Below are 26,347 nucleotides of genomic sequence, written 5' to 3' on the forward strand. Positions count from 1 at the left end.
AAGTTTCAGAACGGGTGTCACGGGCCAACCTCTTCCCATGACCGAACGGCCCGTGGTCAAGCGCACCTCACGCGCCATCCTGCTCGACGGCGACGACCTGATCCTGATCAAACGCACCAAGCCCGGGGTGGATCCCTACTGGATCACCCCAGGTGGCGGGGTGGAGGCGGGGGACGCCACGGTCGTCGACGCGCTCCACCGGGAAGTGGACGAGGAGCTCGGAGCCAAGATCATCGACGTGGTGCCCTGCTTCGTCGACACCGTCGAGCACATCGCCGAGGGCGGCGTGGCCGGCGTGAAGGTACAGCACTTCTTCGTCTGCCGGCTGGAGTCGATGGACCCCTCGCTCCGGCACGGCCCCGAGATCGAGGAGCCGTGCGGGGAGTACGAGATCGTCCGCGTGCCGTTCAGCCGGGTCGGCATCGCCGCCGTCCATCTCGTACCGCTGTCCCTGCGCCACTACCTGGACGGCAATATCGAGGGTGTGCGGGCGATGCACGCCCCCGACCTCGGATGATCGACCGGACAGGACCGTCAGGCCCTGACCAGTTCATCGAGGGAGTCGTGGCGGATCCGATCCGACGGGATACCGGCGCCCCTGAGCGCGTCGAGCCCGCTGCGGATCATGCCTGGCGGGCCGGACAGATAGGCGTCGTACTCATGCCAGGGGCCGTAGTCGCGCACCGCTTCCGGTAGCTGTCCCGTGAGGCCCAGGCTGGGCCCCTCCGCGACCACCGCGCGCACCGCGAGCCAGGGGTGCACGCTCTCCAGCCGCAGCATCGTGTCGATGTCATACAGGTCCTGATCGCTGCGCGCTCCGTAGAAGACCTCGACCTGACGCCGGTGCCCATGCTCGGCGACGTCCTCGATCAGCGCCTTGATGGGGGCGATACCGGTGCCTCCGCCCAGGCAGAGCAGGCCGTTGTCCGTGCTGTGGTCGACGGTCATGGAGCCGGCCGGAGGACCGAGGCGGAGGACATCGCCGGGGCGGGCGTGATGCACCAGGGCGTTGGACACCCAGCCTGCGGGGACCGCCTTGACATGGAAGGAGAGCAGACCGTCCGGACGGGGCGCCGAGGCGAAGGAGTAGTGCCGCCACACGCGCGGCCACCAGGGGGTCTCCAGGCTGGTGTACTGCCCGGCGCGAAAGGGATACGGCTGGTCGGGGCGGACCGTGACCACGGCGATGTCGGAGGTCCGGAGTTCGTGCGAGACCACCTCGGCCTGCCACCAGGCGGGAGCGTGCGACTCGTTCTCGGCCGCCGCGTCGATCATGATCTGCGAGATGGTGGTGTACGTCCTGACCCAGGCGTCCTCGGTGGCGTCGTCCCAGGTGGTGGAGGCATAGCGGGTCAGCGCGCCGATGAGGGCCTCGCCGACAGCGGGGTAGTGCGTGGCCTGGGTGCCGTACTTCCGGTGTCCTCGTCCGAGTTGCCGGAGGTAGTCGGTGAGGACCGCCGGTGAGTCCATGTGTTCGGCGGCGGTGAGCAGCGCTTTGAGGAGCCGGTCACGCTGGGCGTCCATGGCGACGGGGAACAGGTTGCGCAGGTCCGGGTGGCGGACGAAGAGCAGCGCGTAGAAGTAGGAGGTGACCTGGTCCGCGACAGGGGCGATCTCGGCCAGGGTGCGGCGGATGAGGATCGCGTCGGGGGACGCCTGGCGGTCGGTGGCGGAGGCACCCTGACCGGCGGCCGGTCGGGGGGCCGCGGCAGCCGGTTGTGAAGCAGGGGCCTCTGGTTGGGCGGCAGCGGCGGCCGGTTGCGGAGCAGGGGCCTCCGGGGGCAGCGCGGCCGAGACGGACGCTCCCGATGGCGACGGCGTGCCATGACGCGGCGCGACCTCGGGCCCGGCGGCGACGCCCGGCCCGGCCGCGGGCGGCGCGGCGGGTGGCTCCCCGGAGTCGGGCCGCGCGGGGGCAGGACGCGCGCCTGCGGACCGTACGGCGGCTTCCGCGGCTGCTTCGGAGGCGGGCCCGCCGCTGCCCGCGGTCGCGCCGGGACCCTCGTGCACCGGTGGATGAGCGGCCGGGCCGTCACCACGAAGGCCCTTGTTCCGGGGGCGGAAGGCATCGGGGACATCGTCCGGTGGCGCCGGCCGGCGGGAGACCGGATCCGCCGGGGACTCATGGCCCCCGGGACTCTCACGCCGTGGCGGTACGGGACGGGACGCCCCGGAGCCCACCGGGCGTATGGAAGCGAGTGAGCGGCTCGGGACGGATATTCGGTCCCTTCCCGCCGCCTCACCACGGCCTGTGGGCCCAGGCGTCGCCCCGGAGCCCGGCCGGCCTTCGCCGCCCGGTGCCTTACGGGGGGCGAACCAGCCGCCCCCTCCGCTCTCTCCTGAAGTGCCCTTGTCGGCCGACGTGGTGGTCGGAGCGTCCATGGTGTGCCTCGCCTCGAACATCTTTCGGTCGGTCCCGCACTTCTGCCGGCCCGGAATACGCTAGCAATTCCCCGCTCTGACGAGGACTGTTGGCCGCCAACATTTACCTCCGCCAGACCCCCAAGTCGGGCAGGATGGGGAGGAGTGTGACATTGTCCGCAGTTCCCGTCGTCGCAGCATGGCATGCAGCCTCATCATGCGGGACAAAGAGCGTGAAGTCCGGGCATCCGCACCGCTTTAGCGTTAGGCTGCATTGACCCTGTGCTCATTCCCGGCTTCCCGCCACGTTTTTCGCGACACCTCCGGGTCAGCGTATTACTGCTGACGGCTTCCCAGTCACTGCCGTAGGCGCACCAGTTCGTAGGCCTCGCGAAGATCGCCTCCCGTGTACGAGTGTGAGGCGAGCCCTGACAGGTGGTGGTCCGCATTCACCGCCACCGTCCTGGGGACCACTGTGAAGATCTCCGCATCCGACATGGAATCACCATACGCAACACAGTGGTCCAGCCTCACCCCGAACTCCGCGCACAGCCGTTCCGCGATCTTCACTTTGGCAGCCGCGTTGAGAATGCCCGCCCGGTCGACCGGCTCGGTGAAAGGCAGAACCGGCCAGCGAGAACCGTGCGCGGCATGCGCTCCCCAGTCGAGCAGCCGCGCGACAAAGAAGTCGGGCGAGAGGGAGATAACAGCGCAGTAATCCCCTTGTTTCCGGATGTCTGCCCAGACCTCGCGGATCCCGTCCAGCCAGGGTGCGCCGTCAAAGGCGGCCGACAACTGCCCCGGGGTGAGTTCGGCCCACAGTTCCCGGGCCCGCACGGCGAACTCGTCCGGCGCAAGTCCCCGCGACAGGAACTCGCTCTCCAGCTCGGCGATTTCGGTACCCAGCCCAAGCTGCCGGGAGATCTCCACGGCTGCGGCTGAGCCCCGGATGAGCGTTCCATCAAGGTCGAAAAGATGCAGTCTGCGTGCGCTTGCCATGTACGCCGAGGTTAGTATGCGCGGCCTGCCTCACCAGCGGACACCCTTCATCCATCCGAAAGGCGCCGTTGTTTCACGTGAAACCACGCAAACACCTACCCACCGGTCAGGCTCGCCCATCCAGCGCTTCCTTCCTCAAATCTCGGCCACTTCCCGTAAAGGGCTGGACGAACGATCACTGAGTCCGACAGCCTGATCTTCATGCCGACACCGCTCTCCGAACTGCCGATCAGGCCGCTGACCAGGGGGGATCTCGTACTCTGCGCAGATCTCGCCGAGGATCGAGGCTGGGCGCGCGAAGATCACAAGTGGGGCTTGCTCCTGACAGCGGGCACCGGATACGGCATCGACGATCCAGCCGCCAAGGGCCTGGCCGCCGTATGCGTCGTCACATCATTCGGCCCGGACCTCGCTGCCATCGGCATGATGCTCGTCGCCGGAAGACACGCCCGGCAGGGACTGGGGCGACGGCTGATGGCCCATGTGCTCCGTGAGGCCGGGGACACGCCGCTCGCGCTCTATGCCACCCCATACGGCCGGCCGCTGTACCAGCAGCTCGGCTTCACCGACTCCGGAGAAGCCGAGAGGGTCCATGGCCAGTTCCGTACCCCTGGGCGCGAGCCATTGCCGGCGACCCGCCCGGCGACCCCCGGGGACCTGCCAGTCCTCGCGCGTCTGGACGCGGAGGTTTTCGGTGTGGACCGCACTCCCATGGTCGCGCGCCTCCCCGCCTTCGCGGACCGGCTCCGGGTCGCGGACAACGGCTCCGCGATCATCGGATACGCGGCGGCCTGGCCCACCCCGGAGACGGATGTCATCGGCCCGCTGGTCGCCCCGGACGTGGAGACCGCAAAGGCGCTGGTCTGCTCCCTGGCCATGGATTCGGCCCGGCCGGTACGAATGGATGTCGACGTACGCCACCAGGGATTGCTGACCTGGCTGAAGGAAAACGGTCTGGAGGCCGGTATCAGCACCACTGTGATGACGTATGGCATCCCGGAGCTGCCGGGTGACTGGACCAGGCGGTTCGCACCGCTCAGTCTGGCAACGGGCTGACGGGTGGAAGCGGAAGCAATAATTGCATACGCCGTATATTGCGCTGTTCCTCTACTCTTGAAGCAGAGCCGCTCCGGCCGATGGAGGACAGACGCATGACAGCGACGGACCCGGCGCTCACCGCTCTTGCCCAGGGCTGGGTGGCGCTCTCTCTTCTGCACGGGAGAATCGAGGCGCATATTGAGCGTGCGCTCCAGGCGGGGCACGATCTGAGTGTCCGTGAATACTCTCTGCTCGACGTTCTGAGCCGCCAGCACGACGGACCGGGTGGCCATCTCCAGATGAAGCAAGTCGCCGACGCCGTCGTCCTCAGCCAGAGCGCCACCACCCGGCTGGTCACGCGCCTTGAGGACCGGGGCCTGCTCACCCGGTATCTGTGCGACACGGACCGCCGCGGTATCTACACCGATGTCACCCAGGACGGTCTGACCCTGCTCGGCGAAGCCCGCCCCACCAATGACAAGGCGCTGCGCGAGGCCCTCGACGAAGCAGCCAAGAATTCCGAGCTCGCGCCCCTGGTCCGGGCCGTCGAGGAGCTACGGGTCCCCGCCTAGGGCGGTCCGGCGTAGTCTGCGGATCATGAGCGATCTGGAGATACGGCCCGCCGCCCCCGATGATCTGCCCGCCATTGTGGCGATGCTGGCGGACGACCCGCTGGGGGCGCAGCGCGAGTCTCCCGACGACCTCACCCCGTACAGCGCCGCTTATGAGCGGCTGGCCCGCGACCCGAACCAGCACGTGATGGTGGCCGTGCGTGGCGACCGGGTGGTCGGGACGCTGCAGCTCACGATCATCTCGGGACTGTCCCGGCGCGGTGCCACTCGCTCGGTCATCGAGGCCGTACGTATCCACGCCGATGTGCGTGGCAGTGGGCTCGGCACGCTGCTTGTCGAGTGGGCGGTCGGCGAATCCCGGCGCCAGGGCTGCCAGTTGGTCCAGCTGACCTCGGACGCCAGCCGCACCGACGCCCATCGCTTCTATGAGCGACTCGGCTTCACCGCCTCCCATGTGGGATTCAAGCTCCAGCTCTGATCCAAGAGTGGGGTGGCCGGGGAACGCGCGGACGGCGAGATCGTCTGGCATCCGCTGACCGATCCCGATCGGGGAGCCGCCCCGGCCATCGGGGCCAAGGCGGCATGCCGCGACTGTTTCACGTGAAACATCTGGCTCGTTTCACAGAGGCAAGCCCCGCCAGCCCTCCTTGTCCACACCGCCGGGCACATCAGCCCGAAGGTCATACGGCTCACGGGTAAAGACAAACGACGCGAGGTCGAGATGGCTCACCGAGCCGTCCGCCCGAGACACCACGCGCAAGGTCTCCCCCGCGTAGTAGCCGTCGAGCCCGGTCCAGCTACCGTCGGACTGGGCGACAAACCGGGAGCCACGGTCGACGCCGCGCAGCGCTCGCAGTTCCAAGCCGCGGTCCGCCGTCAGCCTCAGACCGAAAGCGCGAGTGCCCCAGTACCACGGCCCGGTGAGATCCAGCAGCGTCCGGTCGACCTCGGGCAACGGCCGCCATGGCTCGGGAATCCGCGGCTCGGCGTCCGCCACGATGGCGACAAGATCGGCGGCGATCGACCCGGCGAGGGGCCCGGAAGTCGCATTGGCCAGCACCACAGCGGCCACGCCGTCCGTCACACTCACCCACAGACCGGCGACAAAGCCCGGCAGCGAACCCGTGTGCCCACTCAGCGTCCGGCCACCCTGGCGGAGGATCTGGGTCCCGAGCCCATAGCCGCTGTCCCAGGCGTCCGGCTCGGGCGGCACGGACGGCGTCCGCAACTCCCTTACGGACGCGGCGCTCAGGACCTTCTCGTCACCATCGGCAAGAAAGACGGCGAAGCGGCAGAGATCAGCGGCGGTGGACCAGAGCTGACCGGCCGGGGCCATCAGCCCGAGATCCTCGCTCGGCTCGGGCAGCATCACATCGGCCCAGGGATGCACGGCCCAGCCCCCGGCGTACGGAGCGACCGGCCGACAGGTCGTACGATCCAAGGACAGCGGCTCAAGAACCTCGCGCCGCAACACCTCCTCCCAGGACGCCCCCCGGACGGCTTCGACCAGCGAACCGAGCAGTGTGTAACCCGGGTTGGAGTAGTGAAAACGCCGGCCGACGGGGTGCAGCACGGGCCGCTCACCGAGCACATCGGCGAGTTCGGGGCGCAGCGTGCCAGGTGTCCGCTCCCACCAGGGCGCCGGTGTCTCCGCGCCCAGTCCCGCGCTGTGGCCGAGAAGCTGAGCGATGGTGGCCTCACCGACGCCCGAGCCAGGAAGATGCTTCTCCAGCGGGTCATTGAGATCGATCAGCCCCTCGTCACGCAGCCGCAGCACCAGCACAGCCGTGAAGGTCTTGGTGATCGAGCCGATGCGGTACTGGGTGCCGGCGTCCGGAGCGTGCCCGTCCACAGAACTGCGGGAGCCCGCCCACACCATCCGCCCCTCCCGCGCCACCGCCGCGACCAGCGAAGGCGCGCGCCCTTCGGCCTGCGCGACGGCGATGCGGTGCAGCAGGGCTCGTTGGGTGGTGGGCAGCAGTTCTTCACACGGTGAGGTCATGAGACACATCTACCGTCGCCGGTCCGTCGAGTCGACCACTTTTCGCGCGACGCGGAGTCGGCGGATTGAATCGGTTGATCGGCGATCGGCCGCAGTCGCTGTTCTTGCGCTCTGCCCACGGGACGGGCCGGGGTGCCATGGCGCGTACGGTCGCCGGCTCCCACCGGCGGCTTCCCGGATCTGTTCGGCGCTCGCGGGCAGCGCGCGGTAGTACGAGCAGGCGCGGCGCGGGTGGCTGCCGTGCGAGCAAGGCCGGGCGAGATCAACCACGCTCCGGGCGCCTCATCAACCGGTTGTGGCCCCTACCTCCCGCGCAGCGGCAAGGTAGGCGAGAACCAGCGTCCGTTTGTCATCCTGGCGTGCGGCCACCGCCAGGTGAGACGGGGAAATACCCCGCACCGGCACGGCGATCACCTCGTCCCGGACGAGCAGCGGGGCGTTGCCGGCGGCCAGCAGTGCCACCCCCTGGCCGCCGGCGACCGCCTCATGGGTCTCCTCGGCGCTGGCCACCACCCCGCCGATCCGCGGCTGTCGACCGTCCCTGGCGTCCAGGGCAAGCCAGTAGTCCCGCAGCGGGCCGGCTTCCGGGGGGAGGGCGAGGAAGGGCTCCTCCAGCAGGTCGGTGAAGTCCACCTTTCCCTCGGGGTCGGAGGTGGCCCGCGCCGCCAGGGGGTGTCCGTCCGGGAGCGCGACCAGCCGAGGCTCGCGGGCCACCACCGCGTACTGGTAACGGTCACCGTCCGGCTGTGGCAGCCAGACGAAGGCGACGTCGCTGGATCCATCCGCCAATCCGGCGCTGGGATCGGCCCAGTTGACCTGGCGCAGGACGGACCGCGCGTCCGGATGCCGGGAGACTAGGCGGGTCCGCAGGGCGGGCAGCAGCCCGCGGCCCGGGCTGGTGGACATGCCAATCACCAGGGTGCGCCGCTCGGCGGTCTTCGCCTCCTCCACCGCCGCCTCCGCGGCTCCCCAGGCGGCCAGTACCGCACGGGCGTGCGGTAACAAGGCTTCCCCCACCGCGGTTAATCGCACTGACCGCTGATCCCGTTCGAACAGGACCACGCCCAGTTGCTTCTCCAGCATCCGAATCTGCTTGCTCAGGGTGGGTTGGGAGACGAAAAGCCGCTCGGCGGCGCGGGTGAAGCTCAATTCCTCGGCGACCGAGGTGAAGTAGTTCAGGTCACGCCCATGGACGTTCATGACTCCTGGCTATCACAACGGGACTTGGACGCCGTCCCGGTACCTGACGAAGGATGGACCTGTCGACGGGGCTGTCCCCGAACGGCAGTTGACGAGGGAGATGAAGATGAGCGAGGACGCCAAGGTCTGGCTGATCACCGGCGCGAGCAGTGGTTTCGGGCGGGCCATCGCGGAGGCCGCGGTCGCCGCCGGTGACACAGTGATCGGCACCGCCCGGCGAACCGAGGCGCTGGACGACCTGGTCGCCGCGTACCCGGACCGTGTCGAGGCGATCAGCCTGGACGTCACCGATGGCGAGCGGATCGATGGGGTGGCCGCCGACGTCCTGGCCCGCTACGGCAGGGTGAACGTGCTGGTGAACAACGCCGGCCGCACCCAGGTAGGGGCGTTCGAGGAGACCACGGACCGGGAGCTGCGTGACCTGTTCGAGCTGCATGTATTCGGCCCCGCGCGTCTGACCCGGGCACTGTTGCCGCAGATGAGGGAGCGGGGCAGTGGGTCGGTCGTGAACATCAGCAGCTTCGGCGGGCAACTGTCCTTCGCCGGGTTCTCCGCGTACAGCGCGACCAAGGCGGCGCTGGAGCAACTGTCGGAGGGCCTGGCCGACGAGGTGGCGCCGTTCGGTATCAAGGTGCTGATCGTGGAGCCCGGCGCGTTCCGTACCAACCTGTTCGGCAAGGGCGCGGCGTATTTCTCCGAGGAGAACCCGGCGTACCTGGAGAAGGTCGGCGCGACCCGGCAGATGGTGCGGGGCGGCGACGGCAGCCAGCCCGGCGACCCGGCGAAGGCCGCGGCGGCGATCCGGCTGGCTCTGGACGCCGAGAAGCCCCCGCTCCGCCTTGCTCTCGGCGGCGACGCGGTCGACTTCCTGACCGCGCACCTGGACTCCGTGCGGGCCGAGCTCGCCGAGTGGGAGGAAATCTCCCGGGGGATGGACTTCGACACGGCGTGACAGCCAGGCAGGGGGGAGGGCCCTGTGCTCGGTGAACTCCCCGCCTTGTCCCTTCCTCCGCAAGAATCTCTCTGGCCGCTCGTTGCTGGGGACTGGCGTCGTTGACGCCGAGGTGGCCGGGGGCTGCTTTCGGCGGGAAGGCCGCTGACGCGGCGGAAGAGCCGGCAGCGGACGACCCGCCGTGCGGTGATGCGCTTTCCCGGCCGGCCGGACGGGCGGGTCAGCGCAGTCCGGCGAAGAGATCGTTCTCGGGTACGGCCGCGCCGGTGGCGTCCTGGACACGTACGAAGGTCTCCACGCCCATCAGCTCGCCGAACTTCTCCTTGCCCATCTTGAGAAAGAAGATGTTCTCGCCCTGACTGGCGTGCGCGGCCAACGCGTCGAACTTCTGACCGCTGAACGGGGTGGTGTCCACCCACGTGGTGATCTCGTCGTCGGGGAGGCCGATCTCGGCCATCGCGGCGGCCTCGGCAGGATCCGGTTCCGGCGCGTCCTCGTGAAACTCGCGCATGATCTCGCCGAACCGCTGCATCCCGGAGCGGGGCATCGTGGTCCAGTACACCTTCGGTGTCAGCGCGGTCATCTCCAGCGCCGCCATTGTGATGCGGTGGGCCTGGATGTGGTCGGGGTGGCCGTAGAAGCCGTTCTCGTCGTAGGTGACGACCACATCAGGTCGGTAGTGCCGCATGAGTTCCGCGAGTCGGGCGGCGCCTTCCTGCACGGGGGTCTGCCAGAAGGCTCCGGGGGCGTCGTTGCCCGGCCAGCCCATCATCCCGGAGTCGGCATAGTCCAATGTCTCCAGATCGCTGACCTTCAGCACGTCACAGCTCGCCTCAAGTTCTTGACGGCGCATCAAGGCGACCGCCGCCGGATCGTGCCCGGGGTCGCCCGGCTTGACACCCCCCGGTCCGTCACCGCAACGGCCGTCGGTACACGTCACCAGAACCGTGCGGATGCCTTCCGCCGCATACCGCGCGAGGACCCCTCCGGTACCGGTGGCCTCGTCGTCGGGGTGGGCGTGTACTGCCATGAGCGTCAAGGGCCGGTCAGTCATAGAACATTCCTCCTGCGGAAATATGTCGTGGTCCGAGTCCGCGGCGGGCATACCGCGACCTTGGGGCCCGGATCCTTGTGGGCTCGGACGACCTGTGGTCTCCGTGTCCCCGCCCGTGCGGCGCCGGCCCCCCGGTCGATGCAACCGTGCCGGCCGGACCGGCTGTTCCCGGCGCGGCCTCGGCCTTCCGGGCGTCGGCGTCCGAAGCGAACGAGGTACAGGCCCGACCCGTGTGTCTCGGCGTCATGCCGGATCCGACTTCCATCCGGCACCAGCCGTGAGTAGCGACACGACATCGGAACCCCTACGAGCTGTAGGATCTCGCGGCTCATGTCATAGGGGACCGCGCTGACCTGCTGCTCTGCGACCAGTCTCACCGCGTGGCATGGGAGGTCCGTCTCACGACGGTGGCCATTTCCTCACCGCAGACGGCAGACTCCGGCGGTGACCTCAAACACCCCGCGCACTGCTCGACACGAACCCGCTCGTGCAGACCCTGGTCTCTATCCCGATCTCGTGGCTGCCGGCAGTCTGGCCGCGGCCCTGGAGGTGGCTGCCGCCGAGCAGGGGCTCACCCTCGGCACGGTGCTGAGCAACGATTCGGATCCGCTGCGGACAGCTGGCGTCGCCAGCACGGCTCCTGGCCGGAAAGCCTGCTGGATCTTCATCGGGTCGGAGAGCCGCTGGTTCAACATCAATGGCCTGTGTCGAGGCGTTCAGCTACTCTCGGGCTCGACCTCCGATCTGGGAGAGCTGGCCCGAGCTGCGGCAGGTTGGCGAAAAGGGGCCATGCTCCGCGAGATCGAGGAGGCTGCCCCCTTCGTCGAGGTGAGCGAGCTAGCCGAGGCGCATGAGCGCGGTCCAGCCGAAGCAGTCACCGCGCAGTGGCGGCTCCTTTTGGAGGATCTGCGCCAGGAGGCACGCCGGCTCGGCCTCGCCCGCCAGACCCTGGCGCTCGCCGAAACGGCTTCGGCCGAACCGAAGTTGCGGTAGTTGTATCCGTTCACCAGCCACTGGTCACTTCACTTCACGACCTGCACCGGATTCCCGTACTCATGGAACGTGCCGTTCGTCGATCCGCTGAGCGACGGTCGCTATCGCATTTGCGGTCCCTCCCGGGGCACTGTGATCGGCGAGGCGGACACGGCCGAGCACGCGATCGCCTTGGTGGTAGGCGCTCTGAAGGCCGACTGCGGTCCAGCTGTCGCGGGAACCGCCAACGACCTGCGTGATCGGCAAATCGGCCAATCACCCGAGAAGTGAACGCGCCAGTCCCTGACCAGCAACTTTCTGCGCTGTCTCAGCCCGTGTCGGGGTGCCCGTGTCTCAGGTCCGTGGCATTTCTTCAGGACCGGTATCTGGAGCCGTCCGCTCCGACCACTCGCGCACGGTCACTGCATGCTCGATGCGGCTGACGATGTCCTTCTTGGACGCCGCGTCCAAGGTCTCCGGGATCCTGTCGAAGGTGTCGGGAAGGACATCGAGCAATCCCCAGATCTGTTCGCCGGTCCTGACGGTCAGCAGTTGCTGGCATCTCCACTGCAGCGGCACATCGAGACGGTGCGTGAGCCGCTGTATGAGCGTAGGGAACAGGTAGTGCGTCGCCTCGGCAGCGAGGTGCTCTTGGAGCCAGTCGACCGGCAGGCGCTGACTGAAGCCGTGCATGGTAGCCTCTTGGGCCAGGTCCAGGAGCTGAGGGGTGTCGACGGCTCGGACGGTGTGCGGAAGGGTCGGGGTCATGCCGAGATGATGCCAAGAAGCCTCCGCAAGGCCGAGAGGTCAGCGGGGCCGGGATGCAAATCTGGCGACGGGCAGGACCCCAGATTTCCCCGAACTCCTCGGAGCTAAGTTGCTCGGGGTCCTGGCCTTCCCACTCCGACACGGGTGATGACGGAGCCATCGAATCCTCCACCGCGGCGATGTCAGAGCCATGCTGGAGGATTACGCCCATGCTGATCGCGACGACTGAGGCTGGGCGCGTGGTGAAGAAGCCGTCGAAGCCGGTGATAGGAACGATGCTGGCCAGCCTCCATCGCGGGAACGCACATCTGGTTCTGGAGCGCGTAGAGGATGGCGTGGAGGGCAACTGGTATGTCCAGGTACTGCTGCGCGACGACAACACGTACCAACTCGAATATCGGGACGGCGTTGCCACCGAACACTACCAAACGCGGACAATCTCCCAGAAGAAGGTCCTGACGGCGATGCTCGGCTGGGCTGCTGGCAGGGGGGACTGGCGGGACGCTTTCATGTGGAACAACATCGGCTCGCAGTTCGAAACCGGAGAGGCTCCGCAACTCGGATGATCAGGTCACCTATCCGGGAGTTGCTTCGCCCGTCGCTTGGATCCACTCGCAGATGGTCTCGATGGCGTCGAGAAGCTCTTCCAGGGTGCGGAGATCACGATGCTGCCGACGAACCCGATCTGTTGCCACGTCCCCGCACTCAAGTTCCGCTTCACCGCTGCTCCAGACGATGAGCATGGAGACTTGGTCATCCGTTTCCAGCGTCACCCAGGTGCTCGTCTTGGTTCGGCCGTCCTCAGGCGATCGCTGGACGCCACCCGTGATTCCACACGATCTCAGGCGTTCCTCGTGCTCGTCGAACCAGGTCTGAAGCCTCTGAGGCAGTTCATCCAGGGTCCGCTGAGCTTCTGCACTATCTCTCATGGCTGGGGGATGAATCCCGCGGATCGGTCGAGATGGAACGGAGAACCGGCAACCATCGGATCCCAGCCCTGGCTCCGCGCTTCCCGAATGCTCGCAGCAACGTGAGCTGGGCGAATGGGCTCTGCCTCAACGCCCACCCAGTTGCTGGGATGGGCCTGCCCGCTGGTGACGATCAAGGTCGTGCCCGGCTGGCTGCCGCTGGCCGCTTCGACCGCGTAGGTCATCGGTGTCCAGCAGAGTCCCTGCATGTAGGAGGGCTTCCTGCGGATCCGCCAGCGGTACTCGATCCCGTCAACGGTTATGCGCCGGGAACCCTTCTTGTTCAGTGACATCTTCGCCTCCTCCGCTGTCGGACTCTAGCGCTGTGCAATAGGTCCATCTCAGCCGGAATCTTCCGGGCCGCCGGGCAGCGCGCCGAAAGCAGGGTGCCGTGCAGGCTGTGGTCGACGTAGTGTCCCAGGCGAAAGGCGGTTCCAGTGGAGATCACGGTGCAGTGGATCAGGACGTCCTGGACGAAGTACTCCAGGGGCGGTGAGGCTGCTGCCCGCAGGAATGCAGCGCCAACGGGGTTCCTGGTGTCACCAGCGGCGTCTTCCTTCGCCCAGGTCATCCAGATGTCCGAGCGTGACGGTTTCGAGCCGCACGAGAGCAAGAGGGACTTGCGCCAGGTCGGACTCAGCTTGCGAGACGAGGGCGATCGGCTTCGCGTGCTGGCGCGTGTGGAGCCGTTGTTCGGATTGCCGCCTCGCCCGCGGCGGCCGCCGGCGGTGCGTCTGGTCCCGGGGCAGTGGGTCCGTTGGCAGTTGAACTATCGGTTCAGTAGCGCCGCCGGAATACGGGACTGGTCGTACTGGCTCGACACGTTCAATGTTGCCTATGGGCCCGTCGACCCGAACGTCTTCCTGTCGGAGCCGACCGTTCTGGTCGATGAGTGCGGTCCAGTTCGATAGCCGTCCGTCGACGATCGACTGGTCATGGGTTCTGCCTGGAGGCGGGAGGAATGCCGTCTTCGATAGTGTTGCCGCCTGGTCGAGCGCCTTCGCTGTCCGTCAGAGCGTCCATCACGGCTTGTCCAGCCTGGGTGGGGCGGAGGGACTCGCCCCTGCGGGGGCGGACGTAGAGCTGGACGCCCAAATCCCTTTCCAGTGCGGCAAACTGGGTGTAAAGGACCGAGCGGGTGGTGCCGAGGTGGCGTGAGGCCTCGGCGAGGGTGCGATGTTCCATCGCTGCTCGAAACCGCTGGAGGCGGCCCCAACAGCGCCGATCTGTGAGGGCCGGTCTGATGAGCGGCGGTACTGATTCGAGTTCCGTTCGGCTCACGGCCCGCTGTCCGCCGCGTGGACGGAGTTCGATGCCAACGGCCCGAAGGTGTCGTGTGAGGGTCGTTGGGCTCGTGTCCAGCTCGGTTGCGATGCTGGCCAGGGTCCGGGCCTGCCGGGTGTACTGCTCTCGGAGCCACTGCTCATCGACGATCAGCTTCCTCGATGGCTCTCGGCTAGCGATGAGGCCGGACTGATTGAGTACCTCGCTGATGAGTCTCTTGGGGAGACGGGTCCCTGAGGCGATCTCTCTGACCGTCTTCCGCGCGTCGAGGTACTCGCTTCGCAGGAACTCGTCGGTGAGCACGGTATGTGCTTGTTGACGCGCTTGAGCTGCGGCAAGCCGGGACCGTCGGGCAACGGGCCTGCTGGGGTCAACCCAAGATCCGCCGCTTTTGGAGGGCCAGGGGCTGCTGGGTGGGTGCTGCTCGAAGCAATGGCGGATGCTCTCGAGAGCGACGCCCATCTCCTTCGCCGCGACGGCGGGCGCTCGGCCCTCATCGCAGATGAGACGGTGTGCTCGTCTCACGTCCACTGGTCCGCCGGGCAGGCAGAGTCCAGCGGCAAGGTCCGCTGGAGGCTCCCAGGCCAGCGGTTCGTCGATGCCCAAACCCCGTAGGTAGTTCTCGCCGTACTCGTCGAGAGTTCCCAGGAGGGCGGCGGTGATCCGGAAGGGAACCACCGCGACGCCTCCCGCCGCCTCGGCGGTCGTGATCCGGAGCAACCCTGGCGCCTGCCGGAGATCATTTCCGGTGATGCGCTGATAGAGGTAGCGGCGCACAGACAGCAACCGCGTTTCCTGTCCCGAGTGGACACCGGTCTGTGTGCAAATCGAAACCCAGTCATCAGCGGGCAAGAGGCCCTCGCCTGTCAGCCCGCGGCGACGTTCGTAGTCGATGGGGACGGGCTGGGTGTCCAGGTAGTCGGCGATCTCGCAGAGCCCGGTGAGGACTCCGTCGTGGCCCTGCTGGGCAAGCTCGGCGAGCGTGTAGTGGACGTCGAGTTGCGCCTGGTGGCCGAGCATGCTGATCAGGGGATCGAAGTGACGTTTGGATGCTCCGGGGAGTAGGAGTGCGACGGCCAGGGCCGCGCGGAAGTTGCCGATGTTCCGGACGCCGGCGGCGGGCAGGAAGCGAGCAGTCCATCCACGCCAGAGTAATTGTGGGACTCGGCCGGCCCGTGCGGCGGTCAGGGTCTCGTTCATCTTGTGGGGTGGGCGCGGGCGAGTGGTGCAGCTTCGGAAGCGGAGCCGGTCTACGTTCGCCATGCGGGTGTCCATGGCCTGCCAGATCAGTTGTTGCAGGGCAGTGGAGTGCCCTCTCCAGCGCCTGTTGATGTCACCCAGCGGCATGAGGTCAAGTCGTTCACCGTCTCGTTCGAGGAGGGTCCGCAGCGTGGCGATGTTTGCCTTGTCGGAGCCCTGTTGAAGGATGTGGACGGCGCGGGTGAGTCCGCCTGCGGTCACTGCCGCCGAGCTGGGCGAGAACTGGCCGTCTCCGGCGTAGTCCTGGCATGCCTGCTCGACATGCGGATCAAGTGTCGGGAAGTCGTCGGGTTCCGCGATGCGCAAGACCCAGGAGGCCAGCGCACGCAGGTCGTTGAAGATCATTCGGAGTGCGGGGAGGGACTGTGCTTGTCCCTGTTCGACTCGGTCCAGCAGGTCGTTGATCCAGCGCTGCGACGCCAGTACTGGGCTGTCTTCGCGAAGGGCGGCAGCGGGGGCCAGGGTGAGGTCCGTCTGGCAGAGCACCCCTGACGGTTTCAGCGTCGTAGGACACTGATGGGGTGGAAGATCACGGAAGATGCTGACTCGGCCGTGGCGGGTGCGCTGGTTGCAAGAGGGACAGGCGTGCGGCAGCAGGATCCGGTGCCGAGTGCAAGCGAAGCTCCAGGGGAGGCGCCAGCGCAACTGCCAGCGGCCGTCGTGTTCGTGAAGGCACTGGGGGCAGTATCGGGAGCCGTTTCGGCCCCATAGCTGCATGCGGTTCACCGTCCGGCGGTGAGGGTGCAGTACGAGCGCATGGCCGTCGTACTGGCGCAACGTCATCGCATGCAACCGGTCAGCGGGGACTCCGCTGACGACCGCGGCCTGCTCGGCCTGCTCCGGCTCGAGGTAGCGGGTGAGGTCAGGGAGGTTGCCGTCGCGCCGGCCGGGCAGTCCCAAGGCGATCAGGATCTCGCGGAAGCTGACCATGCTGCGGTGGGCCAGAGTCTCCAGCCAGGAGTCCAGGGCTTCTCCTGGCAGCGGCGCGACTCTGATCGGGAGAGTCCGCAGGCCGGACGTCACGCGGCTTTCCGGTTGCTGGATCGGGGCCGGCTGGTGAGTCGTCGCTTGTCCAGGGCTGCTTCGAGCTCCCTGCGAGCATTCTCGGATGCCTCGTCGTTCTTCACTCGGTCGAGCAGGTCACGGTCGAGGCGTTCGGTGCCGCTGCGGACGGCTCTCTGGCAGCCCCGGTTGATCAGTGTCATCAGCGAGCCGATATGCCCGGTGCTGCGGGCAAAGAGGTAGTCGGAAAGATCGTCCGCAAGCATGCCGGGGTACTTGTCGGCCAGGACCACTCGCTTCTCCAGGGCGAGAAGCATCTTCCTCCATTCTCGGCGGCCCGCCTCGTTCTTGATGGTGAAGGGCTGCATGTCCAGTCGAGTCGTGCGCCGGCCTGTCTGGGCCAGGGCTGTGTCACCAGAAGTAGTTCCTTCGCTGAACAGGCCCTTCTCTGCGAGTCCGACGCCGATCATCAGCAAGGTCACGGGGAACTCGTTGGCGATCCACTTCAGGTGGTTGCTGACCTCGATGCCGCTGGTGTTGCGCCACTTCAGGAAGTGCAGATCGTCGAGGGCAAGGACGCGCACTTCGCAGGACAACACGCAGTCCAGGGCCCGCTGGCCCATCTGGGCGGCTGTTCCGCGGTTACGTCCGGCATGGCCAAAAAATTCCAGAATGGCACGGTTGAGGTCCTTCATGCCGGTATTGCCGGTCAGTCCAACCCGGCAGACCGGAAGCCGTTCGTGTCCCTGGGCTGTGAACTCACCGTTCTCGGCGATCTCCCGGTGGTGGAACTCACGGAGGAACGCCAGCACCGAGGTCGTCTTCCCGAGGCCGGGAAAGGCGTCGACAGCCACGGCGCCCTTGGCCTTGTCGCCATCCTGCTGATTGCTGTCGACGATGTCCCACAAATCCTCGTGAAGATCGGCCAGTTGCTGCGTCCTGATCGGCCCGAGGTTGGCATGCCACTCCCGGCGCAGTCGGTCGTAGACGGCTCTCGCCTCAGAGGTCAGAGCTTTCAGCTCTGCCCTCGTCAGCAACCTGGGCTGTTCGCGACGCGGAGCGTTGGCGAACTCCTTGAAGTCCTCCTTCCGCGACAACGCCAGATTCCCCAGGCCCAGCGGGAGCGGGTCAGTCACACGTCCTCCAGTGCGTCGGCGTAGAAATCGTCCTCTTCGACGAGGACTTCGAAGTCGGCCTCGTCGTCATCACCCGTCTCGGCCGGCTCCATCTCCTCCGGCTCCTCGTGGGACGAGCCCTCTTTGTCCCCCAGGGCTTTGCGGACTGAGGGCAGCGAGACGACTGACTCGTCGGACTCGGGTAGTTCGATGGCCGCTTGCTCTCGCGATAGCCGCAGGGCCATCCGCCGCTCTGCCAGCGTTGTGCCCAGGCCGAGGTTCCAGCGCTCCAATAGGTCGGCGACCGCGAGACGGTCGTCAGGAAAGCGATACTTCGCAGCAGCCAGTTTCCGGGCGAAGGCGAGAGCATCCTCGCTCAGCGGCATACCGGCCGTGGGCGCATGTTCCCAGGTCAGGGTGCGCCAGCGACGGTCCAGGTCCCGGACGTAGATGCGGGTGATGTCGTCGGGGTCGACCTGGAAGGGCCATCCGTTCTCGACCGGACCCTTGTAGGGACTCCGGACATGGCTGAGGCCTTTGAGGCCGGGGCCGCTGTAGCGGCGACGGCCGATCTCGACTCCGTAGTGCTGGATCGTGCGCCATTCGGTCTTCAGGAATTCGTAGGCGAGGTCGGGGTCTCTGGGGGCCTCGATGTAACCCGCCCGGGCCATGCCGTGCTCGAACATTGCGGCGGGGGACATCCGCAGCCCTGGCAGGCCCGGGTCGACCAGACTCGTGTGCGGTCGATGGTGGTAGACCGCCGCGACCCACTCACGGATGATCGCTTCCAGCTCATGCAGGAAGAAGAAGGCGTCGTCCTCGGGGTTCTCCCCCCGGGAATGGACGTCCGGCCCCTTATAGCCGGGCAATGCTTGAAGCAGGCCCTCGCGCAGGGTGCGAAAGAATCTTTCGACTGGCCCTTTGTCACGGCCCGTCCGTAGCCTCGCAGGCTGGATCGAGATGCCCATCCGCCTGCAGACGCTGGTCAGATGCTCGGAGTCGTACTGCTTTCCGTGGTCGATGACCAGGGTTTCTGGAACCAGAATGGGGCCAGCTGCACCAGCCCCTTCGGCGACAGCCGTATCCACGAGGACCGTCCGTGGGATGCCGTGCTCGGGCCAGACCGCGTAGCGCGGCCAGTCCTTCCCAGCCGGCCTGGGCCGGAACGACTGGTAGAGCACCGCGCTGACGTCCACCGCCTTCGTCGACACCGGGGTGAGGCGGATGCCGGTGACGCAGCGGGTGTACCAGTCCATGCCGACGCTGAGCTCGGCCTGCACCCATCGAAGCGTGAATGGGTCGAAGGCGAAAACGTCCAGCCGGGTGGAGTCCATCAGGAGATACTCGCCCGGCCTGGTCGGCCGCAACTTGCCATAAGGCCCATTGGGCCGGCCAGCGATGTCCCGGTTCCGCTTCGCACTCAGCCGGAAGAGCGGGTGCTGGTCCTCCAACTCCTCAAGCAGCCGGAAGGCCGTAGCCCGGCTGGGTTGCGGGACGACATCCGGACCGAACCGTGCGACCACCCGTGCTCGGGTCCGCTCGATCACCAGCGTGCGGGACGGCTTGGACTCCTTGGCGTGCTCGACCATGACCTCCGTGGCTGTCTCCACCCACCGGTCATCCAGTTTCGTGGCCCGCCCACGTGCGGGTCGCCCGGCAGCCGCCAAGCTCGCCTCGCCCCCACGGCGGAAGTCCCGAACCCAGCGCTCGACAGTACGGACGGTGACGCCGACTTCAGCGGCCTTGCTCGCGTAGCGCTGGCCGAGGGGGAGGTCAGGCGAGTATTCCGGCCTCGGCTCTCCTTCCGCCGCCAGCTCCGGAGCACCCACCCGGTAACCGGTGAGGACTTCCCGGACGTGGCCTGCCCGCTCTCGTAGTCCGTCTTGCTCGGCTTTCGACAGCTGGCTCAGCACGACACCAGCGACGTCTTCGTCGTCGTCACCGGACGGTCCCGGAGCATCCGGGATCACACGAGCTCGGTCAGACAGCAGCAGTTCCTTCACTGCCAGTCTCAGCAGCTTCCCGCGGCCATTCTTCAGTACCGCCTCGTTGCCGTTCGCGGTGATCGCCAGCTCGACTACCTCAACGGTCTCGCCGTCATAGCGGAACCGTGTACCAACTCCCACGCGGATTCCGGCCCAGCTCACTTCGGAACCTTCAGAACGTGATGACCGCTGAGCGGGGTACTCAAGTCGGTGACCAGTTCGCCACGCCAGAGAAGGTGAAGGACCCCAGCTCGGACCTCCTCCGGTTCCCGTCCGGCAAGTGCGTCATCGAGTTCGCCAAGTGTCCGGCGGTCCAGCCCCATCGCTCGAAGTTCGTCGAGCAGGAGACCATCGAAGAGCCAGTCGCGTCGGTACCCGGCGAGGAATCGAAGGTTCTCAAGTTCCGCCGACGCAGGTTCGCTCCACACGACGTATCGCCATCCGCGTGTCTCCAACAGCCGTCGCGTCCAGTCAAAAGTGAATGCCACCTCTGGCTTGGCCACCCGGTGCCTCGGCTTGACGTCGACCACGACCGGACCGTCCTCGCTGATCAGCAGGTAGTCCGGGATGTGTTTGCGAACCTTGCCTTCCACTTCGGCTTTCAGCAGGAAGGGCTGGGCAAGGATTCGGCGGACAGATGGGTCGAAGTCGTCAAACAGCAGTCGAGCAAGTTCAAGCCGCGACTCGTAAATCACGTGGTCACGCATGGTCGACGACCAGTAGGTGCCCGAGTAGTGCTTCTGGCCGTCGTACCACCGGAATGTCCGCCATGGAGACGCTGTCGCTAACGTCGCGCCGCTGACGCTCTCCCACGGCTCGTCTTCGAACTCCCGGCCCGATGTACGGAAACACACCATTGCCGACTTAACTGGCATAAGCACCCCCACTCCCGCAGCATCAGGCTCGATGCGATCAAGCAGTCGGTGACAGCCTGGGCCGTACGGCGGTACGTTCGCCAAGAGAGCTTGGAGCGTCCACACGTTTGAGCGAATTCGGCTTTAAAGCCTGGCCAGTCTCACAGCGATGTCGTATCCGACATCCATCCGACATCGACCGTGAGATTCCGACACGGAACATGAGGCCCTACAACGAGCGGGATCAGGTCTGTGCCATGTCCACGAAGCGTGAGTAGTGGCCCTGGAACGCCACCGTGATCGTCGCCGTCGGGCCGTTACGGTGCTTGGCCACGATGAGGTCGGCCTCGCCCGCCCGGGGCGACTCCTTCTCGTACGCGTCCTCGCGGTGCAGCAGGATCACCATGTCCGCGTCCTGCTCGATGGAACCCGACTCACGCAGGTCGGAGACCATCGGCTTCTTGTCCGTACGCTGCTCGGGTCCACGGTTGAGCTGGGAGAGCGCGATGACCGGCAGCTCCAGTTCCTTGGCCAGAAGCTTGAGGTTTCGCGACATGTCCGACACCTCCTGCTGTCGGCTCTCGGCCCGCTTCGAACCGCCGGACTGCATGAGCTGGAGGTAGTCGATGACCACCAGCTTGAGATCGTTCCGCTGCTTGAGCCGGCGGCACTTCGCGCGGATCTCCATCATCGAGAGGTTCGGCGAATCGTCGATGTAGAGCGGCGCTTGTGACACGTCCGGCATACGGCGGGCCAGCCGGGTCCAGTCCTCGTCCGTCATCGTGCCGGAACGCATATGGTGCAGCGCCACGCGCGCTTCCGCCGACAGCAGACGCATCGCGATCTCATTGCGCCCCATTTCCAGCGAGAAGATCACGCTGGGCAGGTTGTTCTTGATGGAAGCGGCACGGGCGAAGTCCAGAGCCAGGGTGGACTTACCCATGGCGGGGCGGGCCGCGATGACGATCATCTGACCGGGGTGCAGACCGTTGGTGAGAGAGTCGAAATCGGTGAAACCGGTGGGCACACCGGTCATCTCTCCACTGCGCGAACCGATCGCCTCGATCTCGTCCAGTGCGCCTTCCATGATGTCGCCGAGCGGCAGGTAGTCCTCACTGGTTCGCTGCTCGGTGACGGCGTAGATCTCGGCCTGGGCGGCATTGACGATCTCGTCGACGTCTCCGTCGGCCGCGTATCCCATTTGCGTGATCTTGGTGCCGGCCTCGACGAGCCGTCGCAGCACCGCCCTCTCGTGGACGATCTCCGCGTAGTACGAGGCGTTGGCCGCGGTGGGCACCGACTGGACGAGCGTGTGCAGGTAAGAGGCCCCGCCGACGCGGGTGATCTCACCGCGCTTCGTCAGCTCGGCCGCCACCGTGATCGGGTCGGCCGGCTCCCCCTTGGCGTAGAGGTCGAGAATCGCCTGGAAAACCGTCTCGTGGGCGGGGCGGTAGAAGTCGTGTCCCTTGATGATCTCCACAACATCGGCGATGGCGTCCTTGGACAGCAACATGCCACCGAGGACGGACTGTTCGGCGTCGAGGTCCTGCGGCGGCACCCGCTCGAAACCCGAGGATCCGCTGTCCCAGGCCGCGTTGTCACGGCCGCGCTCGTGCTGCTCCTCGCGGCCCCGCCCCTCCCCACGGCGCTGCCGGGAGACAGGCAGACGGTCACTGGGGCCGGTATCGGTCCAGGGGTCGTCCAATGGCTCGGGGATGCTCACCGGCCACCTCCTCACGTCCGCGCCGCGGACCTCGCCGTGCCATTCTTTTTACGGCACGACACAGACAAAACGAGAGGCCTGACTCCGGTTCCGGCGCGTCGGACGCCGGTCCACGGTAGGCCCGCGGGCACCGTCAGCCAATCTGGTTATCCACAGGCCATGTGGACGACGGACCAGATGCTGTGGAGAAGTCCCGTGAACCTGTGCACGGACCGGGGGACAGCACTGTGGACAAAGTCATATTCACCCCGGCGCACCCCCTCTGAGCTGGCCTTTTTCCATCCACTGGCTGTGGGGGAGAAAAACTTTCCCGGCTGGACCAAGATCAGAACAAACGACGCACGACAGAGTCTCCACACCGTCGACACGTAAGGACTCAACCCGTATTGCGTCTCTTACCTGTGGAAGATTAGATTGAGCGCATGACGCAGGCCCCCACGGCATCCAGGACAAGACAGCGACGGCATGACCGAGAGATCATCTCGCTCGCCGTGCCGGCCTTCGGCGCCCTCGTCGCCGAGCCGCTCTTCGTGATGGCCGACAGTGCGATCGTGGGCCATCTGGGCACGCCGCAATTGGCCGGGCTCGGCATCGCGGCAGCCCTGCTGACCACCGCGGTGAGTGTCTTCGTCTTCCTCGCCTACGCCACCACGGCCGCGGTGGCCCGGCGCGTCGGCGCCGGGGATCTCCCAGCCGCCATCCGTCAGGGGATGGACGGCATCTGGCTCGCACTGCTGCTCGGCGCCGCGGTCATCGCCATCACCCTGCCCGCCGCACCCTGGCTCGTCGGCCTGTTCGGGGCGTCGGACACGGCAGCCCCCTACGCCGTCACCTATCTCCGCATATCCAGCCTCGGCATCCCGGCCATGCTGGTCGTGCTGGCCGCCACCGGAGTGCTGCGCGGGCTCCAGGACACCCGCACACCTCTGTATGTCGCGCTCGGCGGGTTCGGTGCCAACGCGGCGCTCAACGGTGTACTCGTCTACGGCGTCGGGCTGGGCATCGCCGGTTCCGCCTGGGGCACGGTGATCGCCCAGTGCGCCATGGCCGCCGTCTATCTGGTGGTCGTCGTGCGAGGAGCGCGTCGGCACAGCGCCTCGCTGCGCCCCGATGTGGCGGGCATACGGGCCAGCGCCCAGGCAGGAACGCCCTTGCTTGTGCGCACTCTCTCGCTCCGAGCGGTCCTGATGATCGCCACCGCCGTCGCCGCACGTCTTGGCGACCGGGACATCGCCGCCCACCAGATCATTCTGTCGCTGTGGAGCCTGATGGCCTTCGCGCTCGACGCGATCGCCATCGCGGGACAGGCGATCATCGGCCGTTGTCTCGGCGCCGACGACACCACGGGCGCCCGGGAGGCATGCCGTCGCATGGTGCAGTGGGGAGTCGCGTGCGGTGTGGTGCTCGGTGCTCTGATCGTGCTCGGGCGCCCGCTGTTCATCCCGCTGTTCACCGGCGACCAGGCGGTGCGGGACACCCTGCTGCCTGCCCTGCTGGTGGTGGCCGTCTCTCAGCCGATCGCGGGCATCGTCTATGTGCTGGACGGCGTGCTGATGGGCGCTGGGGACGGACCGTATCTCGCTGGCGCCATGCTGGTGACGCTCGCGGTCTTCGCCCCGGTTGCCCTGCTCGTGCCCGCCCTGGGAGGCGGGCTGACCGCCCTCTGGTGGGCGATGGGACTGATGATGGCGATCCGCATGCTGACACTCTGGCTGCGCACCCGGTCCGGCCGTTGGCTGATCACCGGCGCCACCCGTTAGCGGGCGTCCATCCAGAGGGGCGTTTCACGTGAAACATCCCCGGTGCCCGTTTCCTCGTTTCCTCCTTGAGCTCGCAGCACCCTCTGGAACAGCGAGAGGGCCGCATCCCCGGGGGATGCGGCCCTCTCCATGCTCTGCCGTACGCAGCGCTTACGCGGCGATGACCTCGATGCCGAGCTTCGCGGCGACCTCGGGGTGCAGACGCACAGACACCTGGTGCGAGCCCAGGGTCTTGATCGGCGAACCGAGCTCGATGCGACGCTTGTCGACCTCCGGACCACCGGCGGACTTGATCGCCGAAGCGAGGTCGGCCGGGGTGACGGAGCCGAAGAGCCGGCCGGCGTCGCCGGAGCGAACGGCCAGACGGACCTTCACGCCTTCGAGGCGGGCCTTGATCTCATTGGCCTGCTCGATCGTCGCGATCTCGTGGATCTTGCGGGCGCGGCGGATCTGCGCCACGTCCTTCTCGCCACCCTTGGTCCAGCGGATCGCAAAACCGCGCGGGACCAGGTAGTTGCGAGCGTAGCCGTCCTTGACGTCGACGACATCGCCGGCGGCACCGAGGCCGGACACCTCGTGGGTGAGGATGATCTTCATGATTCGGTCACCCTTCCCTTATCGCGCGGTGGACGTGTAGGGCAGCAGCGCCATCTCACGGCTGTTCTTGACTGCCGTGGCGACGTCACGCTGGTGCTGCGTGCAGTTGCCGGTGACGCGGCGGGCACGGATCTTGCCACGGTCGGAAATGAACTTCCGCAGCATGTTCGTGTCCTTGTAGTCCACGTACTGGGTCTTGTCCTTGCAGAACGCGCAGACCTTCTTCTTAGGCTTGCGCACAGGCGGCTTCGCCATGGTGTTTCTCCTGTGTGATCAAGAAGTGGGGAACGAACCCGCCCTTAGAAGGGAGGCTCGTCCGAGTAGCCGCCGCCGGAGCTTCCGCCCCAGCCGCCTCCATTGCCCCCGCCGCTCTGCGGCTGCTGCTGGCCGCCGCCGGCCGGCGCGCTGGTGGCCCACGGGTCGTCGGTGGGAGCACCGCCGCCGCCCTGCTGGCCACCACCACCGGGGCCGCCGCCCCAGCTACCGCCGCCCTGCTGGCCGCCGCCGTAACCGCCCTGGCCACCACTGCGACCGGTGGTCTTGGTGACCTTGGCCGTGGCGTTCTTGAGGCTGGGGCCGACTTCCTCGACGTCCAGCTCGTAGACCGTGCGCTTGACGCCCTCGCGGTCCTCGTACGACCGCTGCTTCAGCCGGCCCTGCACGACAACGCGCATGCCTCGCTGGAGCGACTCGGCGACGTTCTCCGCCGCCTGACGCCAGACCGAGCAGGTGAGGAACAGGCTCTCGCCGTCCTTCCACTCATTGGTCTGGCGGTCGAAGGTACGAGGAGTGGACGCGACGCGGAACTTCGCGACCGCCGCACCGGACGGGGTGAAGCGCAGCTCGGGGTCGTCGACGAGATTGCCGACGACCGTGATGACGGTCTCGCCTGCCATGGGTGAACCTCTCGGCGGGGATTGCTTCTGGCTGCTTGCTGCTACTCGAACCCGATGACCTCTGAGCTAGGCGCTCAGTGGGTCTCGGGACGGAGGACCTTGGTCCGGAGGACCGACTCGTTCAGGTTCATCTGTCGGTCGAGCTCCTTGACGACCGCAGGCTCGGCCTGGAGGTCGATGACCGAGTAGATGCCCTCGGGCTTCTTCTTGATCTCGTAAGAGAGACGACGACGGCCCCAGGTGTCGACCTTCTCGACCTTTCCGTTGCCCTCACGGACGACGGAGAGGAAGTTCTCGATCAGCGGGGAGACAGCGCGCTCCTCGAGATCGGGGTCGAGGATGACCATCACCTCGTAGTGACGCATGTGGAACCCACCTCCTTTGGACTCAGCGGCCACGGTCGTTCCGTGGCAGGAGGGTCGTGATGCGTGAGCAACGGTATCGGCCACCACTGACAGTCCGGCTCGACGTACGAGCGATCATGTTGTGGCCAGGGCAGACACCGGTGCAGACCGTACAGACTACCCGCACACCGGCTTCCGGTTGAAATCCGGCCGCCCGCGGACGCAATCTGTACACATCGGGTGTGTGCGGCGCTACGATGCGCCGCCTTCCGGCAAGGCCAGGAGGTGCCACATGGCACAGACAATGCGACCGAACTCCGCCACGTCTCTCTTCGCCACCGATGGCAAGCGCCATCCGCTCCAGGACAGCCTGGCCGCGGTGACCCTGGTACTGGGTCTCGTCGCGATTGTCGCGGCGATCTTCGACAGCCTCCATCTGCTCAGTTCGTGGGCCGGTCTGGTGGGCATTCTGACCGGGGCATACGCGCAGTTCATCTCCGTGACGACCCGGGAACGGTTCCTGACCATCCTCGGCCTCGGAGCCTCGGCGGTCGGTTTCTTCATCGGCATGGCCCACGGGGGACTGTTCGGCGGGATCGTCGGTTAGGGCCTGTTGCGCCCCTGGGCTTCGGCGAGGCGAA

The 26,347-nt window shown here is 66.9% G+C and carries 27 protein-coding genes; 11 read left to right on the forward strand and 16 right to left on the reverse strand.

Annotated elements, in window-relative coordinates:
* Positions 1 to 37: 37 nt before the first annotated feature.
* Positions 38 to 517, forward strand: a complete 480-nt coding sequence (locus ABZ707_RS11945; RefSeq protein ID WP_360171793.1) for an NUDIX hydrolase — start codon at positions 38 to 40, stop codon at positions 515 to 517.
* A gap of 17 nt (positions 518 to 534) precedes the next feature.
* On the opposite strand, the gene ABZ707_RS11950 is transcribed toward ABZ707_RS11945, so the two are convergent.
* Together ABZ707_RS11950 and ABZ707_RS11955 are read right to left on the reverse strand one after the other, a co-directional pair.
* Entirely contained in the window at positions 535 to 2,403 is a 1,869-nt protein-coding gene (locus tag ABZ707_RS11950; protein WP_360171796.1) for a globin domain-containing protein, read from the reverse strand.
* A 315-nt stretch (positions 2,404 to 2,718) separates the two neighbouring features.
* Positions 2,719 to 3,360, reverse strand: a complete 642-nt coding sequence (locus ABZ707_RS11955) for an HAD-IB family phosphatase (RefSeq protein WP_360171799.1) — start codon at positions 3,358 to 3,360, stop codon at positions 2,719 to 2,721.
* A 201-nt stretch (positions 3,361 to 3,561) separates the two neighbouring features.
* On the opposite strand from ABZ707_RS11955, the gene ABZ707_RS11960 reads away from it, so the two are divergent.
* From ABZ707_RS11960 to ABZ707_RS11970, 3 genes are all read left to right on the forward strand, one after another.
* Positions 3,562 to 4,416, forward strand: coding sequence for a GNAT family N-acetyltransferase (locus ABZ707_RS11960; protein WP_360171802.1), 855 nt, complete (start codon positions 3,562 to 3,564; stop codon positions 4,414 to 4,416).
* 95 nt (positions 4,417 to 4,511) lie between these two features.
* A complete protein-coding gene (locus ABZ707_RS11965) occupies positions 4,512 to 4,970 on the forward strand; it encodes a MarR family transcriptional regulator (RefSeq protein WP_360171805.1) in 459 nt (152 codons plus the stop codon).
* A 25-nt stretch (positions 4,971 to 4,995) separates the two neighbouring features.
* The gene (locus ABZ707_RS11970) at positions 4,996 to 5,448 is read left to right on the forward strand and encodes a GNAT family N-acetyltransferase (RefSeq protein WP_360171808.1); all 453 of its coding nucleotides are present in this window, start codon (positions 4,996 to 4,998) and stop codon (positions 5,446 to 5,448) included.
* Positions 5,449 to 5,589: 141 nt separating this feature from the next.
* Here the strand turns inward: ABZ707_RS11970 and ABZ707_RS11975 are convergent, their stop codons facing one another.
* Together ABZ707_RS11975 and ABZ707_RS11980 are read right to left on the reverse strand one after the other, a co-directional pair.
* Complete coding sequence (locus ABZ707_RS11975) at positions 5,590 to 6,972, reverse strand: serine hydrolase domain-containing protein (RefSeq protein ID WP_360171811.1); 1,383 nt, start codon at positions 6,970 to 6,972, stop codon at positions 5,590 to 5,592.
* A 285-nt stretch (positions 6,973 to 7,257) separates the two neighbouring features.
* Entirely contained in the window at positions 7,258 to 8,172 is a 915-nt protein-coding gene (locus ABZ707_RS11980) for a LysR substrate-binding domain-containing protein (RefSeq protein ID WP_360171814.1), read from the reverse strand.
* Positions 8,173 to 8,278: 106 nt separating this feature from the next.
* Here ABZ707_RS11980 and ABZ707_RS11985 point away from each other — a divergent pair, with 106 nt between their 5' ends.
* Entirely contained in the window at positions 8,279 to 9,124 is an 846-nt protein-coding gene (locus ABZ707_RS11985) for an oxidoreductase (protein ID WP_360171817.1), read from the forward strand.
* Between the two features lie 220 nt (positions 9,125 to 9,344).
* On the opposite strand, the gene ABZ707_RS11990 is transcribed toward ABZ707_RS11985, so the two are convergent.
* Positions 9,345 to 10,178, reverse strand: coding sequence for a PIG-L family deacetylase (locus ABZ707_RS11990; RefSeq protein WP_360171820.1), 834 nt, complete (start codon positions 10,176 to 10,178; stop codon positions 9,345 to 9,347).
* Between the two features lie 516 nt (positions 10,179 to 10,694).
* On the opposite strand from ABZ707_RS11990, the gene ABZ707_RS11995 reads away from it, so the two are divergent.
* Complete coding sequence (locus tag ABZ707_RS11995) at positions 10,695 to 11,171, forward strand: hypothetical protein (RefSeq protein WP_360171823.1); 477 nt, start codon at positions 10,695 to 10,697, stop codon at positions 11,169 to 11,171.
* A complete protein-coding gene (locus tag ABZ707_RS12000) occupies positions 11,172 to 11,441 on the forward strand; it encodes a DUF6193 family natural product biosynthesis protein (protein ID WP_360171826.1) in 270 nt (89 codons plus the stop codon).
* A 63-nt stretch (positions 11,442 to 11,504) separates the two neighbouring features.
* On the opposite strand, the gene ABZ707_RS12005 is transcribed toward ABZ707_RS12000, so the two are convergent.
* Positions 11,505 to 11,918: a hypothetical protein gene (locus ABZ707_RS12005; protein ID WP_360171829.1), complete on the reverse strand. Its 414-nt coding sequence runs from the start codon at positions 11,916 to 11,918 to the stop codon at positions 11,505 to 11,507.
* 209 nt (positions 11,919 to 12,127) lie between these two features.
* Between ABZ707_RS12005 and ABZ707_RS12010 the strand changes: the two genes are divergently transcribed.
* Positions 12,128 to 12,484, forward strand: coding sequence for a hypothetical protein (locus ABZ707_RS12010; RefSeq protein WP_360171832.1), 357 nt, complete (start codon positions 12,128 to 12,130; stop codon positions 12,482 to 12,484).
* A 359-nt stretch (positions 12,485 to 12,843) separates the two neighbouring features.
* Here the strand turns inward: ABZ707_RS12010 and ABZ707_RS12015 are convergent, their stop codons facing one another.
* Positions 12,844 to 13,179, reverse strand: coding sequence for a hypothetical protein (locus ABZ707_RS12015; protein WP_360171835.1), 336 nt, complete (start codon positions 13,177 to 13,179; stop codon positions 12,844 to 12,846).
* Positions 13,180 to 13,323: 144 nt separating this feature from the next.
* Between ABZ707_RS12015 and ABZ707_RS12020 the strand changes: the two genes are divergently transcribed.
* Positions 13,324 to 13,797, forward strand: a complete 474-nt coding sequence (locus ABZ707_RS12020; RefSeq protein ID WP_360171838.1) for a hypothetical protein — start codon at positions 13,324 to 13,326, stop codon at positions 13,795 to 13,797.
* A gap of 22 nt (positions 13,798 to 13,819) precedes the next feature.
* Here ABZ707_RS12020 and ABZ707_RS12025 read toward each other — a convergent pair whose 3' ends face one another.
* The 5 genes from ABZ707_RS12025 to dnaB form a co-directional block, all read right to left on the reverse strand.
* A complete protein-coding gene (locus ABZ707_RS12025; protein ID WP_360171841.1) occupies positions 13,820 to 16,453 on the reverse strand; it encodes a TniQ family protein in 2,634 nt (877 codons plus the stop codon).
* Positions 16,450 to 17,568, reverse strand: a complete 1,119-nt coding sequence (locus tag ABZ707_RS12030; protein ID WP_360171844.1) for an ATP-binding protein — start codon at positions 17,566 to 17,568, stop codon at positions 16,450 to 16,452. The genes ABZ707_RS12025 and ABZ707_RS12030 overlap by 4 nt, the downstream gene beginning before the upstream one ends.
* Positions 17,565 to 19,694: a Mu transposase C-terminal domain-containing protein gene (locus tag ABZ707_RS12035; RefSeq protein ID WP_360171847.1), complete on the reverse strand. Its 2,130-nt coding sequence runs from the start codon at positions 19,692 to 19,694 to the stop codon at positions 17,565 to 17,567. The genes ABZ707_RS12030 and ABZ707_RS12035 overlap by 4 nt, the downstream gene beginning before the upstream one ends.
* Positions 19,691 to 20,491, reverse strand: a complete 801-nt coding sequence (locus tag ABZ707_RS12040) for a TnsA-like heteromeric transposase endonuclease subunit (RefSeq protein ID WP_319681741.1) — start codon at positions 20,489 to 20,491, stop codon at positions 19,691 to 19,693. Before ABZ707_RS12040 ends, ABZ707_RS12035 begins: the two co-directional genes overlap by 4 nt.
* Positions 20,492 to 20,630: 139 nt before the next feature.
* A complete protein-coding gene (gene dnaB, locus ABZ707_RS12045) occupies positions 20,631 to 22,091 on the reverse strand; it encodes a replicative DNA helicase (protein ID WP_360172577.1) in 1,461 nt (486 codons plus the stop codon).
* Positions 22,092 to 22,531: 440 nt separating this feature from the next.
* Here dnaB and ABZ707_RS12050 point away from each other — a divergent pair, with 440 nt between their 5' ends.
* Entirely contained in the window at positions 22,532 to 23,869 is a 1,338-nt protein-coding gene (locus tag ABZ707_RS12050) for an MATE family efflux transporter (RefSeq protein ID WP_360171850.1), read from the forward strand.
* A gap of 150 nt (positions 23,870 to 24,019) precedes the next feature.
* Here ABZ707_RS12050 and rplI read toward each other — a convergent pair whose 3' ends face one another.
* The 4 genes from rplI to rpsF form a co-directional block, all read right to left on the reverse strand.
* Positions 24,020 to 24,466 carry a 50S ribosomal protein L9 gene (gene rplI / locus ABZ707_RS12055; RefSeq protein WP_319681738.1) on the reverse strand — a complete coding sequence of 149 codons (447 nt, stop codon included), beginning with the start codon at positions 24,464 to 24,466 and terminating at the stop codon, positions 24,020 to 24,022.
* Between the two features lie 18 nt (positions 24,467 to 24,484).
* The gene (gene rpsR / locus ABZ707_RS12060) at positions 24,485 to 24,721 is read right to left on the reverse strand and encodes a 30S ribosomal protein S18 (protein WP_003967857.1); all 237 of its coding nucleotides are present in this window, start codon (positions 24,719 to 24,721) and stop codon (positions 24,485 to 24,487) included.
* Between the two features lie 44 nt (positions 24,722 to 24,765).
* Positions 24,766 to 25,362, reverse strand: a complete 597-nt coding sequence (locus tag ABZ707_RS12065; protein WP_360171854.1) for a single-stranded DNA-binding protein — start codon at positions 25,360 to 25,362, stop codon at positions 24,766 to 24,768.
* A 74-nt stretch (positions 25,363 to 25,436) separates the two neighbouring features.
* Entirely contained in the window at positions 25,437 to 25,727 is a 291-nt protein-coding gene (gene rpsF / locus ABZ707_RS12070; RefSeq protein ID WP_006604399.1) for a 30S ribosomal protein S6, read from the reverse strand.
* A gap of 271 nt (positions 25,728 to 25,998) precedes the next feature.
* Between rpsF and ABZ707_RS12075 the strand changes: the two genes are divergently transcribed.
* Entirely contained in the window at positions 25,999 to 26,313 is a 315-nt protein-coding gene (locus ABZ707_RS12075) for a hypothetical protein (protein ID WP_360171858.1), read from the forward strand.
* The last annotated feature ends 34 nt before the right edge of the window (positions 26,314 to 26,347 follow it).

The organism is Streptomyces sp. NPDC006923, assembly GCF_040635655.1.
In the GTDB taxonomy this organism is placed as follows: Bacteria; Actinomycetota; Actinomycetes; order Streptomycetales; family Streptomycetaceae; genus Streptomyces.

Coding starts and splice junctions, on each gene's coding strand:
- ABZ707_RS11945 (WP_360171793.1), top strand. CDS start 38: ATGACCGAACGGCCCGTGGTCAAGCGCACCTCACGCGCCATCCTGCTC.
- ABZ707_RS11950 (WP_360171796.1), bottom strand. CDS start 2,403: ATGTTCGAGGCGAGGCACACCATGGACGCTCCGACCACCACGTCGGCC.
- ABZ707_RS11955 (WP_360171799.1), bottom strand. CDS start 3,360: ATGGCAAGCGCACGCAGACTGCATCTTTTCGACCTTGATGGAACGCTC.
- ABZ707_RS11960 (WP_360171802.1), top strand. CDS start 3,562: ATGCCGACACCGCTCTCCGAACTGCCGATCAGGCCGCTGACCAGGGGG.
- ABZ707_RS11965 (WP_360171805.1), top strand. CDS start 4,512: ATGACAGCGACGGACCCGGCGCTCACCGCTCTTGCCCAGGGCTGGGTG.
- ABZ707_RS11970 (WP_360171808.1), top strand. CDS start 4,996: ATGAGCGATCTGGAGATACGGCCCGCCGCCCCCGATGATCTGCCCGCC.
- ABZ707_RS11975 (WP_360171811.1), bottom strand. CDS start 6,972: ATGACCTCACCGTGTGAAGAACTGCTGCCCACCACCCAACGAGCCCTG.
- ABZ707_RS11980 (WP_360171814.1), bottom strand. CDS start 8,172: ATGAACGTCCATGGGCGTGACCTGAACTACTTCACCTCGGTCGCCGAG.
- ABZ707_RS11985 (WP_360171817.1), top strand. CDS start 8,279: ATGAGCGAGGACGCCAAGGTCTGGCTGATCACCGGCGCGAGCAGTGGT.
- ABZ707_RS11990 (WP_360171820.1), bottom strand. CDS start 10,178: ATGACTGACCGGCCCTTGACGCTCATGGCAGTACACGCCCACCCCGAC.
- ABZ707_RS12005 (WP_360171829.1), bottom strand. CDS start 11,918: ATGACCCCGACCCTTCCGCACACCGTCCGAGCCGTCGACACCCCTCAG.
- ABZ707_RS12010 (WP_360171832.1), top strand. CDS start 12,128: ATGCTGATCGCGACGACTGAGGCTGGGCGCGTGGTGAAGAAGCCGTCG.
- ABZ707_RS12015 (WP_360171835.1), bottom strand. CDS start 13,179: ATGTCACTGAACAAGAAGGGTTCCCGGCGCATAACCGTTGACGGGATC.
- ABZ707_RS12050 (WP_360171850.1), top strand. CDS start 22,532: ATGACGCAGGCCCCCACGGCATCCAGGACAAGACAGCGACGGCATGAC.
- rplI (WP_319681738.1), bottom strand. CDS start 24,466: ATGAAGATCATCCTCACCCACGAGGTGTCCGGCCTCGGTGCCGCCGGC.
- rpsR (WP_003967857.1), bottom strand. CDS start 24,721: ATGGCGAAGCCGCCTGTGCGCAAGCCTAAGAAGAAGGTCTGCGCGTTC.
- ABZ707_RS12065 (WP_360171854.1), bottom strand. CDS start 25,362: ATGGCAGGCGAGACCGTCATCACGGTCGTCGGCAATCTCGTCGACGAC.
- rpsF (WP_006604399.1), bottom strand. CDS start 25,727: ATGCGTCACTACGAGGTGATGGTCATCCTCGACCCCGATCTCGAGGAG.
- ABZ707_RS12075 (WP_360171858.1), top strand. CDS start 25,999: ATGGCACAGACAATGCGACCGAACTCCGCCACGTCTCTCTTCGCCACC.